This is a genomic window from Buchnera aphidicola (Hyadaphis tataricae), from assembly GCF_005081445.1.
Taxonomy (GTDB): Bacteria; Pseudomonadota; Gammaproteobacteria; order Enterobacterales; family Enterobacteriaceae; genus Buchnera; species Buchnera aphidicola_AE.
The window spans coordinates 277,279-292,713 of record NZ_CP034873.1 but is presented as its reverse complement, the minus strand read 5'-3'; the positions used below and the strand labels follow the sequence as shown (position 1 = coordinate 292,713).

The 15,435-nt window shown below is 25.4% G+C and carries 15 protein-coding genes and 1 pseudogene; 5 read left to right on the top strand and 11 right to left on the bottom strand.

The genetic code is table 11. The features are described from left to right. Positions 1-4: 4 nt before the first annotated feature. The 9 genes from lipA to mnmA form a co-directional block, all read right to left on the bottom strand. Complete coding sequence (gene lipA / locus D9V69_RS01335) at positions 5-916, bottom strand: lipoyl synthase (protein ID WP_158356541.1); 912 nt, start codon at positions 914-916, stop codon at positions 5-7. Positions 917-1,038: 122 nt separating this feature from the next. Further along, positions 1,039-1,668: a lipoyl(octanoyl) transferase LipB gene (gene lipB, locus D9V69_RS01330; protein ID WP_158356540.1), complete on the bottom strand. Its 630-nt coding sequence runs from the start codon at positions 1,666-1,668 to the stop codon at positions 1,039-1,041. A gap of 6 nt (positions 1,669-1,674) precedes the next feature. Continuing rightward, on the bottom strand, positions 1,675-2,322 hold the full coding sequence (locus D9V69_RS01325) for a YchE family NAAT transporter (protein ID WP_158356539.1): 648 nt from the start codon (positions 2,320-2,322) through the stop codon (positions 1,675-1,677). A gap of 86 nt (positions 2,323-2,408) precedes the next feature. Next, positions 2,409-4,346, bottom strand: a complete 1,938-nt coding sequence (rnb, locus tag D9V69_RS01320; protein ID WP_158356538.1) for an exoribonuclease II — start codon at positions 4,344-4,346, stop codon at positions 2,409-2,411. Positions 4,347-4,608: 262 nt separating this feature from the next. Next, on the bottom strand, positions 4,609-5,382 hold the full coding sequence (locus tag D9V69_RS01315) for an enoyl-ACP reductase (RefSeq protein ID WP_158356851.1): 774 nt from the start codon (positions 5,380-5,382) through the stop codon (positions 4,609-4,611). 95 nt (positions 5,383-5,477) lie between these two features. Beyond that, positions 5,478-5,681, bottom strand: a complete 204-nt coding sequence (locus tag D9V69_RS03120) for a hypothetical protein (RefSeq protein ID WP_261979648.1) — start codon at positions 5,679-5,681, stop codon at positions 5,478-5,480. Continuing rightward, positions 5,678-6,103, bottom strand: a complete 426-nt coding sequence (locus D9V69_RS01310; protein ID WP_261979647.1) for a transglycosylase SLT domain-containing protein — start codon at positions 6,101-6,103, stop codon at positions 5,678-5,680. Before D9V69_RS01310 ends, D9V69_RS03120 begins: the two co-directional genes overlap by 4 nt. 61 nt (positions 6,104-6,164) lie before the next feature. Next, positions 6,165-7,547, bottom strand: coding sequence for an adenylosuccinate lyase (gene purB, locus D9V69_RS01305; RefSeq protein WP_158356537.1), 1,383 nt, complete (start codon positions 7,545-7,547; stop codon positions 6,165-6,167). 612 nt (positions 7,548-8,159) lie between these two features. Next, on the bottom strand, positions 8,160-9,266 hold the full coding sequence (gene mnmA, locus D9V69_RS01300; RefSeq protein ID WP_158356536.1) for a tRNA 2-thiouridine(34) synthase MnmA: 1,107 nt from the start codon (positions 9,264-9,266) through the stop codon (positions 8,160-8,162). Between the two features lie 203 nt (positions 9,267-9,469). Between mnmA and lepA the strand changes: the two genes are divergently transcribed. The 5 genes from lepA to acpS all read left to right on the top strand — a co-directional run bounded on the left by lepA (position 9,470) and on the right by acpS (position 14,366). After that, a complete protein-coding gene (lepA, locus tag D9V69_RS01295; RefSeq protein WP_158356535.1) occupies positions 9,470-11,263 on the top strand; it encodes a translation elongation factor 4 in 1,794 nt (597 codons plus the stop codon). Between the two features lie 15 nt (positions 11,264-11,278). Beyond that, the gene (lepB, locus tag D9V69_RS01290; protein WP_158356534.1) at positions 11,279-12,217 is read left to right on the top strand and encodes a signal peptidase I; all 939 of its coding nucleotides are present in this window, start codon (positions 11,279-11,281) and stop codon (positions 12,215-12,217) included. A gap of 124 nt (positions 12,218-12,341) precedes the next feature. Beyond that, positions 12,342-13,022: a ribonuclease III gene (gene rnc, locus D9V69_RS01285; RefSeq protein WP_158356533.1), complete on the top strand. Its 681-nt coding sequence runs from the start codon at positions 12,342-12,344 to the stop codon at positions 13,020-13,022. Beyond that, positions 13,019-13,876, top strand: a complete 858-nt coding sequence (gene era, locus D9V69_RS01280; RefSeq protein WP_158356532.1) for a GTPase Era — start codon at positions 13,019-13,021, stop codon at positions 13,874-13,876. Before rnc ends, era begins: the two co-directional genes overlap by 4 nt. A gap of 112 nt (positions 13,877-13,988) precedes the next feature. Then, a complete protein-coding gene (gene acpS, locus D9V69_RS01275) occupies positions 13,989-14,366 on the top strand; it encodes a holo-ACP synthase (protein ID WP_158356531.1) in 378 nt (125 codons plus the stop codon). Here acpS and tadA read toward each other — a convergent pair. Both tadA and smpB read right to left on the bottom strand, forming a co-directional pair. Next, positions 14,350-14,856 carry a tRNA adenosine(34) deaminase TadA gene (tadA, locus tag D9V69_RS01270; protein WP_158356530.1) on the bottom strand — a complete coding sequence of 169 codons (507 nt, stop codon included), beginning with the start codon at positions 14,854-14,856 and terminating at the stop codon, positions 14,350-14,352. The genes acpS and tadA overlap by 17 nt on opposite strands. 3 nt (positions 14,857-14,859) lie before the next feature. Continuing rightward, positions 14,860-15,344, bottom strand: a pseudogene (smpB, locus tag D9V69_RS01265) (SsrA-binding protein SmpB). Positions 15,345-15,435: the final 91 nt, after the last annotated feature.

The following is a 15,435-nucleotide window of genomic DNA, read 5'->3' as shown; positions in this document are numbered from 1 at the left end:
GACATCAACTTGATTTTTTAAAAGATAAATAAGATTGAAAACTAGCATGATACGATGAACGTACTAACGGTCCAGAAAAAACATGATCAAAACCAATAGATAATGCTGCTGCTTTTAGATCTTGAAATTCTCTTGGCAATACATAACGTTGTACAGGAAAATGTTTATCACTTGGTTGTAGATATTGTCCTATTGTCAGTAACGTGACCCCACTGGCATAAAGATCTTTTATTACTTGAAGAACTTCTTTTTCTTTTTCACCAACTCCTAACATTAAACCAGATTTCGTAGGAATATTTGTATATTTTTTTTTAAATTCTTCTAATAATTTCAATGATCTTTGATAATTTGCACCAGGACGAATGCTTTTATACATTCTTGGAATACTTTCTATATTATGATTAAAAATATCAGGTAATGAATGATCAAAAATATCTAAAACTAATTTAATTCTTCCTCGAAAATCTGGAACTAATATTTCGATTTTTACCTGATTTTTATCTCTAATAGCTTTAATACAATCAACAAAATGTTTAGCACCTCCATCATATAAATCATCGCGAACTACTGATGTGATAACAACATAACTAATATTCATATCGAAGATTGTATTAGATAACTTTTTAGGTTCTTCTGTGTTTACTATGTCAGGTTTTCCATGCGATACAGCACAAAAAGTACAGTTTCGAGTACATTTTGAACCAAGAATCATAAAAGTTGCAGTACCATTATTAAAACATTCAGATAGATTTGGACACTGTGCTTCTTCACAAACAGAATGTAAACCATTTTTACGAAGAGCATTTTTTATTATATGAATTCGAGATGTATCAATAGGTACTTTAATTTTTATCCAATTAGGTTTGAGTAATGTTTTTTTAAAAGAATGATTTACTTTGACCGGTATAGTTTTCATTATTTTTATTTTTTTTATTTTTTTATAAAACAATGTATTATGTAAAATGTTTTTATTTTTAATGACTGCATTTCTTAGGCATAAGGATAATGAAAATAGTAAAATTGTATTATTAATTTTTATTAATATTTAAAATAATCTCTTGATATTTTCATTAACAGATTTCTTACATTTTTTAATTTTATATCTATGTGAAAATCTTTGATTTGCGTCATGATTATGTTTTTATCTCCACAGGGATGAATATAATTAAATGGTGTTAAATCCATATTTACGTTAATTGCTAAACCATGTAAAGTAGAATGTTTTGTTACACGTAATCCTAAGGAACAAATTTTTTTTTCGTTGACATATATACCTGGTGATTGTGCTTTAAGATATCCCGGAATAGAAAATTGATTTAAAGTTTTTATCACTATGTTTTCCATAATTGTGATTAGTTGACGAATGTTAATATTTCTTCGTTTTAAATCAATTAAAAAATATAATATTTGTTGTCCTGGTGCATGATAAGTAATATTCCCACCTCTATTAGTATTTATTACAGGTATATTATGAATGTGCGTTATTTTTTTTTCTTGATTAGATAATCCTTTTGTAAAGGTTGGATAATGTTCAACAAACCAAATTTCATCAGAAGTGTCACTGTTACGTAACAAACAAAAATCATGCATTTTTTTAAAAATAATTGAATAATCTTCTAATCCTAAATTTCGAAAAATAATGTTTGTATTGTTAACGACAACGTACATAATAGTTTAATGTAATAATCCAGGAAAAATAGTGATGATTCCAGTAGTAATAAATTCTATTCCCAGTGACATTAGCAATAAACCCATAATACGAGTAATAATGTTTATGCCTGTTTGTCCTAAAATATTTACCACACACGGCGCAGCTTGAAAACATAGCCAACATATACATGAAAATAAAACAATAAAACCACTACATATACATAAACTCATCCAATTAGAATGATAAGTACTCCAAACAATTGTTGAACTGATTGCTCCTGGCCCTGCAATTAAAGGCATTGCTAAGGGGATTACGCTGATATTTGCTGAATTTTGATTGTCTGGTTTTTCTTTTGTGCTTTTAATTTTATTTATAAAATCTCCACTAATCATAGAAAAAGCTATGCTAATAATTAATATGCCACCAGCAATACGAAAAGAATTAATAGATATTCCAAACGCACTTAAAATAGCGCTTCCAAAAAACAATGATATAATTAATATTAATGATGCCGAAAAATTAGCTATAACATTAGTTTTTTTTCTTTCTAGAATTGATTGACCATTTGTCATAGTTGTAAAAATAGGTATCATTCCAATAGGATTGACTAAAGCACACAAACCTATAAGAAACTTTATATATATAGATAAATCCAAAATTGAAATATTCATATATTGTGCTCGTAATTTGTATTACATTAGTATAACTTGTTTAAAAGTATTTTATTTTTTTAAAAAAATAAGAGATTTTTTTTAAATTACAATTTAAGTTTTGCTATAATACTACGAGTATCTGATTTAATATCAAATATTGTTACTGGAATCACATCAGACACTTTGTATTGCATAATACCATTAATAAAAACCGTTCCCATGTCTTTATTAAAAAGTAATTCGTCTCTATTTTTATGTAATAAAACACCAGGAATAAAAACGTTAGCGCCATTTTCTATTAATCTAGCTCTAATTCCATTTCTTGAAATGTCAGTAATTTCAGCTTGAAATGTTTTATATCGATGTTCTTTTTGTTGTAAATACATAGTATAAAGCCAATCTGAAACATCTCTTTCAGCTATTCTATTACGTTTTTTTTGTTCACTAATTTTGAATTTAATATCTTCATTAAGTAATATTGCTTGTTCTTTATTTATAATAGATTTTAATAAACGATGATTAATCATATCACTATATTTTCTAATTGGAGAAGTCCAGGTAGCATATTCCGTAAATCCTAGTCCAAAATGAGGACCAGGTACAATACTAAAATCTCCAAAAGATTGAAAACGACGAATTCTACTATTAATATATTCGTTAGATACTATATTTAACACACGTCTTAATTTACAAAAACCTTTAAGACTAGTTATTTCTTTAACAGTAAAATTTAAATTATATTTTTTTAAAAAAGAAATAACATTTTCAGCATTAGTAACATCAAAACCATTATGAATGTTATAAATACCAAAACCAAGATATTTAGACAAAAATTTAGCAGCTGAAACATTAGCAATGATCATCGATTCTTCAATAATTTTATGAGCAATACGTCTTTTTTCAATAACAACATCAATTTTTCCAATGTCAGATAAATTAAAACGATATTCTATACTATCTTTAAATAAAACAGCATTTATAGATCGCCATTTCATTCTTAATAAACATAAACGATGCAAAAGCAATATTTGATTTTCTATAGATTTTGTAGGTGGTTTCCATGTTCCAGATTGATCAATCCAATCTGAAACTTGCTCATAAGATAATTTTGATTTAGATTCAATCCATGCTAAAAAAAACTGAATATCATCATTAGATATACTTCCATCTTTTAAAATATTTATACTGCATGCTAACACTGGACGATGTGCATTTTGATTTAATGAGCATATATCTTCTGACAATTTTCTAGGTAGCATGGGGATATTCAGTCCAGGCAAATAATTCGTAAAACTTCTTTGATATGCTATAATATCTAATTCACTGCCATATTTTATATAAGCAGTAGGATCTGCAATAGCTACAGTCAAGCAAAATTCTTCGGGACTAGTTTCATTAATAAAAATAGCATCATCAATATCTTTAGTATTACTATTATCTATAGTAATAAATTCTAATTTTGTTAAATCTCTTCTTTCAAAGTTTTCTTGCAAATTAAAACAATTATTTTTTACATAAGGTTCTGTTCTAGATAGATTGTGACGTGCTAGGGTAACCCACCATGGAATTAAAGGATCATCTTTTGTGATAATTTTTTCTATTAATTCAGCAGAAAACGCATTATCTCCATTTAATTTATGTTTTATTAATTTAGCTACGGCCCAATCTCCGTTTTGAAAAACATCTAGACAGGTTTTATTATAATCGCATTTAATGATTTTTTTTAAAAATGGATAATCAGGTATAATAAACAATTTATTATCTTTTTTTTCTATTTTTCCAACAAATCTATTTAAAAAAGGTTCAATTAATTTTTCTGGTTCAATTATTTCTCTTTCTTTTTCTATTTTTAATAATGCAATTATTTTATCTCCATTCATAACTTTTTTCATGTTTTTAGGTGGAATAAAATAACTTCTTTGTGCATCAATTTCTAAAAATCCAAATCCTCTTTCAGTACTTTTCACTACGCCTTCTACACGTGGTGTTTTAGCATGTAGATTTTTTTTTAACTGTGCAAGTAATGGATTATTATGGAACATAATGATAAAACCTAATTGTTATATTAAACTATTAATAATAGTATGAATTTAAAAATCTATTTAAATATATAACTTATTTATCAAATAGTATAGATATTTTTTTAAGTGAACTTATAAAAGTTTATTTATTAAGAAATTACAAAATTTATTTTTCAAAAAATAAATCATTTTATAAAAAATCAATATGATAAATGATGTATCTATAATATACATATTTTTTATAATCACAATATAATGTCATTGTGCTATAAACGCTATATGATTATATTATAGTATTAATATTAAAACCATTATCAACATAAATAACGGAACCAGTAATACCTAATGATAAATTAGACAGTAAAAAAGATGCAACGTTTCCTATGTTTTCAGGTGTGATAGGATTTTTGATTAATGCAAAAGAAGAATAACATTGTTGTATTTTTTTAAAATTCTTAATACTATAAGAAGAAACCGTTTTAATAGGACCAGGAGAAATAACGTTCACTCTAATATTTTGTTTACCTAAAGAAGACGCCATATACCGAACATTTGCTTCTAAAGAAGCTTTAGCTAAACCCATAAGATTATAATTCTTTATAATTCTTTGAGAACCTAGAAAAGACAAGGTTAACAAAGAAGAAAAATTATTTAACATGTTTCTACATTCTTTTGCTAATGCTAAAAAACTATAAGAACTTATTTCATGAGAAATATTAAATCCTTCTCGACTAACATCATCAATAAAATCCCCATAAAAAAGATTTTTGGGACTATAAGCAATAGAATGAACTAAGCCATCAAATTTACTCCATTTTTTAGATAAATCCAAAAATAATTTTTTAATATCTTGATCTTTTCCAACATCACATATTAACACAATATCAGATTCCATAGATGCTGCTATTTTTTTTACTGTTTTAGTGATTTTTTTGTTTTGGCACGAAAATGCTAATTCTGCTTTTTGATTATATAGAGTTTTTGCTATGCTAAATGCAATAGATCGAATACCGGAAATACCAGTTATTAAAATTTTTTTGCCATGTAATAATCCCATTATATTAATCTCAAACATCAATATATTTTTAATTAAGTTGATAATACTACAATTCTAAATTATTATATTTTCTACTTTATATTTGTATTTAATATTTACATTAAATTATAAATATTCATGACTTTTTTTAAATAACGAGATGCTTGTTGTGCAGGATGTTTTTTTTTAATATATCTATAGAAAGATTCTATGGTCATTTTATTAATCATTGATTTTGCCTGTTGTCTATTTTTGGAAAAAATTTTAAGCAAAGCATCTGTTCCATTAACATAAGCAACAATCGTAGCGCAACGCATCATATCTTTATTGCTGATTCCAAAAAGTTTTTTTTTTGTAATAAACTGAGATAAGCTGTTCCCATATCAATATTTGTTTCGGGATTATATAATTCTTGTATAGAAGGTTGTCCTTTTTTTTTATATAAACGATAGACTTCAATACCTGCTGAAGATGGTTTGATTTGCATTAATCCAATTGCATTAGAACGACTTTTAGAATAAGGATTACCCGAAGATTCTACATAAATAATAGACTGAATCAGTTTACTATCTACCTGATATTTATTTGAAGCAATATTAATTAATTTATTCCAAGCGCATATGTTTTTGTTTATAGTATTTTTATTTAAAAAATATTTACTATTAACATAATGTTTTGTATTTAAAATATAGTTAAATCCGGTGCAAAAAAACAAAGAGATAATTATAATTAATGATGTCAAAATAAAATTTGTCCTTGATTTTAGTAAATCTTAAAATATCAGCAAAATATTATATAAAATATTAATTGATATCGTTGATCATTTCATTAATAGTTTGACTTGCATTACCAATATAATTTTCAGGATTTATATTTTGTAATCGAATTTTTTCATTCTCTGGTATATTTAATTGAGAGATAAAATCATGTATAATACTTTTATCTATTTTTTTTCCACGAGTTATTTCTTTTAATTTTTCATATCCATTTTTTATGCCATAACGACGCATCACTGTTTGAATAGGTTCAGATAAAATAGACCAATGTTGATTTAACATTTCTAAGATTCTATCTTTATTAATACGTAATTTGTTGACACCTAATAATACAGAATGATATGAAATTATAGAATAAGATATAGCAACTCCTAAATTTCTTAATACTGTAGAATCACTTAAATCACGTTGCCATCTAGAAATCGGTAACTTCATTATCATATGATTCATTAAAGCATTAGACAATCCTAAATTTCCTTCAGAATTTTCAAAATCAATAGGGTTAACCTTATGTGGCATAATTGAAGAGCCTATTTCGCAGTCTTTTAATTTTTGATGAAAATAATCAAGTGAAATATATCCCCATATATCACGATTAAAATTAATCAATATTGTATTAAATAAACAAACACAAGAAAATAGTTCTGCAATGTAGTCATGCGGTTCAATTTGTGTCGTGTATGGATTCCAATTAATACCTAAAGAAGTCACGAACTCTTTGCTGATTGTATGCCAATTAATATTGGGATAAGCAGCTAAATGCGCATTATAATTACCAGTAGTTCCATTCATTTTTGCCAATATTTCTATTTTTTTTAGTTTTTTATATTGACGTTTCATGCGATAATAAAAATTAGCTATTTCTTTGCCCATAGTAGAAGGAGTAGCTGGCTGTCCATGAGTCAAAGACAACAAGGAAACATATTGATGTTGTATCATCATTTTTTTTAAAGCATGAATAATGTCATACCATAATGGTAAAATGATTTGATCTCGAGCATCTTTCAACATTAAAGCATATGCTATGTTATTAATATCTTCTGAAGTACAACCAAAATGTATAAATTCTGATACCGATTCAAAAAAATCTAATTTTAATACTTGTTTTTTTAAAAAATATTCTAAAGCTTTAATATCATGATTAGTTTTTTTTTCTATTTTTTTTATACAAATCGCATCATTTTCATTGAAATTATTAATAATTTCATCAAGTAAAAATAATTTTTTATGTTCAAAAAAATTAATTTTTAATGTTTGAGACATGCTCATAATTTTTTTAAACCACTGTATTTCTACATAAAGACGATATTTAAAAAAGCTAAATTCACTAAAAATATTCCTTAATAATACTGTTACATCACTGTATCTTCCATCAATAGGTGAAATAGCCGTTAAAGAGGTTAATTTCATTCTTTAATCCTGCATTTTTGTTTAAAAAATCTATTTTATCGTCTATTTTATCGTCTAAATGGTATAATATTTATTGATGTTTTAATCAAAAAAATATCAAAAAATAAAACTAATTTTTTAGTTCTAAGATATTTCTAATAATACCGATATAGATTAATTCAAGAATTAAAAAGTAAACTAAATATTTTCAAGTAATATCTAATTTTTTTTAAGTTGTTTAATGCTCAATTATTTAGTGATATAATTATTTCATTTTTATTTTCATTCATAAATGATATTACTATTTATTTTAGTATTGAAGAAAATAAATTTTTTTCAAAAAAAACAGATCAATTTTGTTTTAAGAATACAAGTATTATAATTTACTTGATTCTATTGACATTGATATTCAGAAAAATAAAATATTAATATAAAAAATGAATGTTATCAGTTTTTAATTAGTAATATTTATAAAAATTTAACATGATTATATTTTCTAGAAAAGCGTTTTGTATTATACTTAAAAATGTTATTGTGATCATGATATATATTTTAATAATATCAAAATATGATTAAACATGTTCTGTGAATAACTATACGATAATTTGACTATGTATGTTACAATATTGTTCATCAAAATAATGGTAATCTAGATTCAATAATTCCGCCGCCTATGCAAATATCTGATAAATATAACACGGCAGATTGCCCTGGAGTCACCGCTGCTACTGGAAAATCAAATAAAATTTTTATATTAATATTATTTATATATTCTATTTGACATTCAACCATATTTTGTTGGTATCTTGTTTTTACAGAACAACGAAACGGGAAAAATAATTGTTTTTTATTAATCCAATGAACACATTTAATAATTAAACCTGTAGACATAAGATATTTGTTTAAAGAGCCTTGAGCAACAGTTAATGTATTATTTTTTACATCTTTATCTACTACGTACCATGCAATATTGTATTTTCCTTGTATTCCACCAATTCCAAGACCCTTTCTTTGACCTAAAGTATAGTAAAAAACACCTTTATGCTGTCCAATAATTTCACCATTAGTGGTTATTATATCGCCTTTTTTTTCTTTAATATAGCGATTAAGAAACTTTTTAAAATTTCTAGATCCAATAAAACAAATTCCAGTAGAATCTTTTTTTTCAGCTACTTTAAAATGTAATGCTTTGGCAATACTTCTAACTTTCTGTTTTTTTAAAGATCCAACTGGAAATAAAATTTTTTTAAGCTGAGTATCTTTTAAAGTATATAAAAAATAAGTTTGATCTTTTTTTAAATCTAAAGACTTTAGTAAAAAATATTTTTGATCTTTTTTTTCTATTCGCGCATAGTGACCTGTTGCAATATAGTCAGCATTAAGATTATCAATTGAATATTTTAAGAAAGTATTAAATTTAATTTCTTTATTACATAATATATCTGGATTAGGGGTATTACCGATTTTATATTCTTTAATAAAATTCACAAAAACACGTTCCCAAAACTCTGTTGAAAAGTTAATTTTATGAAGATAAATATTTAATTTTTGACAAACATTTTCAGCATCAAATAAATCTTGAGCAGAAGTACAATACCCTTCTTCATCATCTTCTTCCCAATTTTTCATAAATAAACCTTCTACTTGATATTTTTGTTGTTTTAAAAGCCAAGCAGAAACAGAGGAATCTACCCCTCCCGACATTGCGACAATAACTTTTTTAGTATGATTTTGATTCATAAAAAATACAATTCATAATATTTTTTTAATGTTTATAAATATATTATATATTATAAAAAAAAATAAATAAATTATATATTCATAGTTTTAACAGTTATTAATTTTTTAAAAGATATAAATTATTAATTTAAATAAATAAATATAAAAAATATTTTTGTGCATGTTAAAATATATAAAAAAACTGAAAGGTCTAAAAATATAACATGAAAAATATAAGAAATTTTTCTATTATAGCTCATATTGATCATGGAAAATCAACGTTATCTGATCGACTCATACAAATTTGTGGCGGACTGCCTGATAGAGAAATGTTTAATCAAGTATTAGATTCAATGGATTTAGAAAAAGAAAGAGGCATCACAATTAAAGCGCAAAGTGTTATGATCAATTATAAAAATAAAACAGGTGATCTTTTTAATTTAAATTTTATTGATACCCCAGGTCATGTAAATTTTTCATATGAGGTATCTCGATCATTATCAGCCTGTGAAGGTGTGTTATTGGTAGTTGATGCTACTCAAGGAGTTGAAGCACAAACTTTATCTAATTGTCATACTGCTCTGAAAATGAATTTAAAAATTATTCCAGTATTAAATAAGATTGATTTACCGAACGCCAATCCGAAAAAAGTATTAAAAGACATTCAAGACATTATAGGAATCAGTACATCAAACGCTATAAAATGTTCAGCAAAAACAGGTCAAGGCGTTGAAGAACTAATAGAACATCTTATTCAACAAATCCCTTGCCCATCAGGCTCAATTCATAATCCTCTTCAAGCTTTAATTATTGATTCATGGTTTGATAATTATTTAGGTGTAGTTTCTTTAATTAGAATTAAGAATGGCATTTTATTTGAAAAAGATAAAATTCAAGTTATGAGTACAGGAAAAACCTACTTTGTTGAAAAAATAGGTATTTTTACTCCTAAAAAATTGTATAAAAATTCATTAAAATGTGGAGAAGTAGGATGGATTATTTGCGGCATTAAAAATATTGTTGCAGCTCCAGTTGGAGATACGTTAACTACAGCAATTAATCCATCAAAAAACAGATTAGATGGCTTTCAAAAAATTAAGCCCCAAATATATGCTGGATTATTTCCTATGTCGTCAGAACAATATGAAACATTTCGAGATGCTTTAGGCAAGTTAAGTTTAAATGATTCTTCATTGTTTTATGAACCAGAGAAATCCGTTGCCCTTGGATTTGGTTTTAAATGTGGATTTTTAGGTTTACTACATATGGAAATAGTACAAGCACGTTTGGAAAGAGAGTATTCTCTAGATTTAATTGCAACTGCACCAACAGTAATGTATGAAATTGAATTAATGGACCACACAAAAATTTATTTAGATTCACCATCTAATTTTCCTATAATGCATAATATAAAAGATATCAAAGAACCAATAGTTGAATGTCATATTTTATTGCCACCACAATTTCTTGGAGCTGTAATAAAATTATGTATAAGAAAACGTGGCAATCAAATTGATATGGTTTATCATACACATCAAGTATTGCTAAAATACGACATACCCATGAGTGAAGTAGTATTAAATTTTTTTGACGAATTGAAATCTATATCCAGTGGATATGCATCACTAGAATATGATTTTAAATGTTTTCAATCATCAAAAATGGTACGAATAGATATCTTAGTCAATTCAGAAAAAATAGATGCCTTAACTATACTGACCCATCATGATAATGCAAAATATCGTGCACGTGAAATAGTCGAAAAAATGCAAAAGATCATACCTAGACAACAATTTGACATTATTATTCAAGCAACAATTAATAATAGTGTTATAGCAAGGGCTACTATTAAACAATTAAGGAAAAATGTTTTATCTAAATGTTATGGAGGAGATGTTAGTAGAAAAAAGAAATTGTTACAAAAACAAAAAGATGGAAAAAAAAGAATGAAAAAAATCGGAAATGTTAGTATGCCAAAAACAGCATTTCTCAAAATTTTAAATATTATTAAAACATAATAACAGGTATGTCATATGTCTAATACATTAACTTTATTTTTGTTAATCAGTACATTTTTTACTGGTTGTTTTTGGATATATTATCGTATCAAAGAAATTAAAAATTATTGTTTTAAAAATACATATAATCAACAAGAATTAAGTCCAAAAAATCAACAAAACATTAAAAATTGCAACTATTTTTTACAATCTTTAGCATCATTTTTTCCAATTTTTTTTATAGTGTTTATTGTACGATCATTTATTTATGAACCTTTTCAAATTCCTTCAGGATCTATGATGCCTACTCTTTTAATTGGAGATTTTATTTTAGTAGAAAAATTTTCGTACGGCATTAAAAATCCAATTACACACAACACATTAATAAACACAAATCTTCCCAAAAGAGGCGACATTGTGGTTTTTAAACATCCTATTGATTATAATACAAATTATATTAAACGTGTTATAGGACTACCTGGAGATAAAATAAAATATGATATTCATAATAAACATATAAAAATTTGTAAAAATTTTTTAATACAACATAATTGTAAAGATAAATTATTCATTCATTATTCAGATGCAAAAACAAGTCAATTTGCACAAAAAATATATTTTTTAAATAACAAAAATACACAACATAAAAAAATATTCACGTTATTTAATTTTGATATATTAGAAGAAACAATTGATCATTTAAAACATAATATATTATTGTTAAACGTTGTTACAACTCTTAAAAAAGAATACTATCAACAAAAAAATATGCCAAGATTAACTTGGATTGTCCCTGAACATCAATATTTTATGATGGGAGATAATCGTGATAATAGTCTAGATAGTCGTTATTGGGGATTTGTACCAGAAAAAAACTTAGTAGGGAAAGCCATTATAATCTGGATGAGTTTTGATAAAAATGAAAATGAGTGGCCAACTGGTATACGTATAAATAGAATTGGAAATATACATTAAATTTCACTCACATGATTAACTTTAACAATATATGTTTTTGTATTTCTTATAAATTATCAAGTTGTTTTGATTTTTCCTATTATTTTTTTAAAATTAATTAAAATATCATTATAATTGGTATAATATGAACTATATCGTGACAAAAAAAATACAAAAAGCATTGGGATATACTTTTACTCAGAAGGATCTTTTAAGACAAGCGCTTACACATCGTAGTGCGAGCAACAAACATAATGAAAGATTAGAATTTTTAGGTGATTCCATTTTAAGCTTTGTGATTGCTAATGCGTTGTATCAACATTTTCCTTATATTAATGAAGGAGATATGAGTCGCATGAGAGCTACATTAGTACGTGGTAACACTTTAGCTGAAATTGCTTATGAATTTGATTTAGGAGAATATTTACAATTAGGACAGGGAGAGTTAAAAAGTGGTGGTTTTCGTCGTGAATCCATTTTAGCAAACACTGTAGAAGCACTAATTGGTAGTATTTATTTAGACAGTAATATAAAAACTGTTGAAGAGTTGATATTAAAATGGTATGAAAAACGTTTGGAGCAAATCAGTCCTGGAGATACACAAAAAGATCCTAAAACACGATTACAAGAATATTTACAAGCAAAACATTTATCTTTGCCAGTATATTTTATAGTTAAAATATACGGAGAAGCACATAATCAATTATTTACTATTCATTGTAAAATTAGTACTATTTCAGAATTTTTAGTGGGCACAGGATCAAGCAAAAGAAAAGCCGAACAAGATGCAGCAAAAAAAGCATTAATTAAATTAGGTGTAGAGTGAATACAAAACAAAAATATTGTGGAAAAATAGCAATTATAGGAAAACCCAATGTTGGCAAGTCAACATTACTTAACCATATTCTTGAGAAAAAAATTTCTATTGTATCAAGAAAAAGAAACACCACACAAAATAATATTTTAGGTGTTAAAACAATACACGATTATCAGGCTATTTATATTGATACACCTGGGATGATATTCAATAAAAACTTTAACAGTATAAATCATAAACAACATTTTTTTTATCAAGCAATACATAATGCAATATTAATTATATTTGTTATAGATAAATTGCTTTGGACAAAAGATGATGACCTGATTTTTAATCAGGTTAAAGAGCATAAAATTCCTGTTATTTTAGTAATTAACAAAATTGATAAAATTAATAATAAAAATATTTTATTACCTTTTATAGATGTTCTAAAAAAGAAAAATATTGCTATAGAAATTGTACCTATGTCTGTAAGAAAAAGAAAACATATCTTTTTTCTTAGCAATATAATTCAATCATTTTTACCAAAAAATCCTCATATATACTCTAAAAACTACGTCACACAAAATTCTCATGTGTTTACAACGTCTGAAATTATCCGAGAAAAATTAATATCATTTTTAAGAAATGAGTTACCTTCTATATTAAAAGTGCATATTGAATTATTCAAAAAGCAGAAAAATAAAGAGCTTATTGTAAAAGCAATAATTTTAGTCAAAAATGCAAGACAAAAACAAATAGTAATTGGTCGTCAAGGAGAAAAAATCAAAAAAATTAGTATGATCGCAAGATCTGCAATAGCAAAAGAATTTCATGTTTTAACTCATCTTTTTTTGTGGGTTAAAATTAATTGCAAAAAATGAATGATTTTCCATAAAAATACTATTTTTCACAATGATTGAAATACTATAATATTTAATGAATTTTTAAAAAATAGTTTTTCTAAAAAATTAATTCTAAGGATATTGCTTTAATATGTCAATTGTCGGTGTAGGAATAGATATTATAGAAATAGTACGTATAAAAAAAATTTTTTTAAAATATGGTCATAAATTCGCTAAAAGGATTTTATCTGCAAAAGAACTGGAAAAATATACTGTTAACAATAATGTTTCTTTTCTTGCAAAAAGTTTTGTAGTTAAAGAGGCGGCAGCTAAAGCTTTAGGAACTGGCATCTATTTGGGAATTTTCTTTAATCAATTAGAATTGTACAATAATAAATTAGGTAAACCAAAATTACGTTTTTTAAACAATTCTTATAAAAGATTGCAGAAAATAAAATGCAACACTATACACGTTAGTTTTTCTGATCAAAAATCATGTGCATGTGCTGTAGTTATTTTAGAATCGTAATTCTATTAAAAATAGCATCTATAGTATGCATATATTTTCTTTTTTTATGAAAAAAATTAATTAAAATATTAGAGCATTCATTATGCATAATATTTTTTTTAATATTTAATTTGTATTTGTTTTTAGAATAATGAAGAATATGTGTCATCATATTAAGCTCATCCAATTTATTGCAATCGGCTCCAAAAACTAAACGTTTGATGCGACTTTGTATAATTGCTCCAAAACACATTATACAAGGTTGTAAGGTTACGTATAATGTAGTATTAATTAAACGATAATTTTTTATTTTTTTTCCTGCATCACGTAAAGCCATAATTTCTGCATGTGCAGTAGGGTCATGTTGAGAAATAGAACTATTCCAACCAAAACCAAGAATATTTTCTTCTAAAATTAATACTGCACCTATTGGTACTTCACCGATTTTTTCTGCATATCGCGCGCATTGTAAAGCCATTTTCATCCAATTTTTATCTTTTTTGTATTGCATTTTTTATTTTAAAACTCTATTATATTTAATAATACTTAGTTTTTTTCTTTCCCATTCTTTATTTTTTATACTGTCTCTTTTATCTTGCAGATTTTTGCCTTTGGCTAATCCAAATTCTAATTTACACCAAGATTTTTTCCAAAATAAAGATAAAGGTATTAATGTATAACCGGATCTTTTTTTTTTAAAGATAAAAAAATAATTTCATTTTTTTTCAACAATAGCTTTTTTTTTCTATAAGGATCGCAAAAAACATGTGTTGAAGTTTGATTTAAAGGTTGAATGAAAGCATTGCAAAGATACATTTCATGTAGATGATCAATAATATAACTTTCTGTAATATTAATTTTTCCCAGTTTAATAGATTTGACTTCCCATCCTTCTAAAACCAGACCTGATATAAATTTTTTTTCTATAAAATAGTTGTAATATGCCTTATTATTTACAATTTTTAATGATTTTGTTTTGTGATGATTTTTATGTATCATATTGAAATAGTTCCAAAAAATATCTCTTGATATCAAGATAAAAAATATCATTTATTAAAATAAATTTATAATAATAATTCTATTCTATCTA

Coding starts and splice junctions, on each gene's coding strand:
- lipA (WP_158356541.1), bottom strand. CDS start 916: ATGAAAACTATACCGGTCAAAGTAAATCATTCTTTTAAAAAAACATTA.
- lipB (WP_158356540.1), bottom strand. CDS start 1,668: ATGTACGTTGTCGTTAACAATACAAACATTATTTTTCGAAATTTAGGA.
- D9V69_RS01325 (WP_158356539.1), bottom strand. CDS start 2,322: ATGAATATTTCAATTTTGGATTTATCTATATATATAAAGTTTCTTATA.
- rnb (WP_158356538.1), bottom strand. CDS start 4,346: ATGTTCCATAATAATCCATTACTTGCACAGTTAAAAAAAAATCTACAT.
- D9V69_RS01315 (WP_158356851.1), bottom strand. CDS start 5,382: ATGGGATTATTACATGGCAAAAAAATTTTAATAACTGGTATTTCCGGT.
- D9V69_RS03120 (WP_261979648.1), bottom strand. CDS start 5,681: ATGATGCGTTGCGCTACGATTGTTGCTTATGTTAATGGAACAGATGCT.
- purB (WP_158356537.1), bottom strand. CDS start 7,547: ATGAAATTAACCTCTTTAACGGCTATTTCACCTATTGATGGAAGATAC.
- mnmA (WP_158356536.1), bottom strand. CDS start 9,266: ATGAATCAAAATCATACTAAAAAAGTTATTGTCGCAATGTCGGGAGGG.
- lepA (WP_158356535.1), top strand. CDS start 9,470: ATGAAAAATATAAGAAATTTTTCTATTATAGCTCATATTGATCATGGA.
- lepB (WP_158356534.1), top strand. CDS start 11,279: ATGTCTAATACATTAACTTTATTTTTGTTAATCAGTACATTTTTTACT.
- rnc (WP_158356533.1), top strand. CDS start 12,342: ATGAACTATATCGTGACAAAAAAAATACAAAAAGCATTGGGATATACT.
- acpS (WP_158356531.1), top strand. CDS start 13,989: ATGTCAATTGTCGGTGTAGGAATAGATATTATAGAAATAGTACGTATA.
- tadA (WP_158356530.1), bottom strand. CDS start 14,856: ATGCAATACAAAAAAGATAAAAATTGGATGAAAATGGCTTTACAATGC.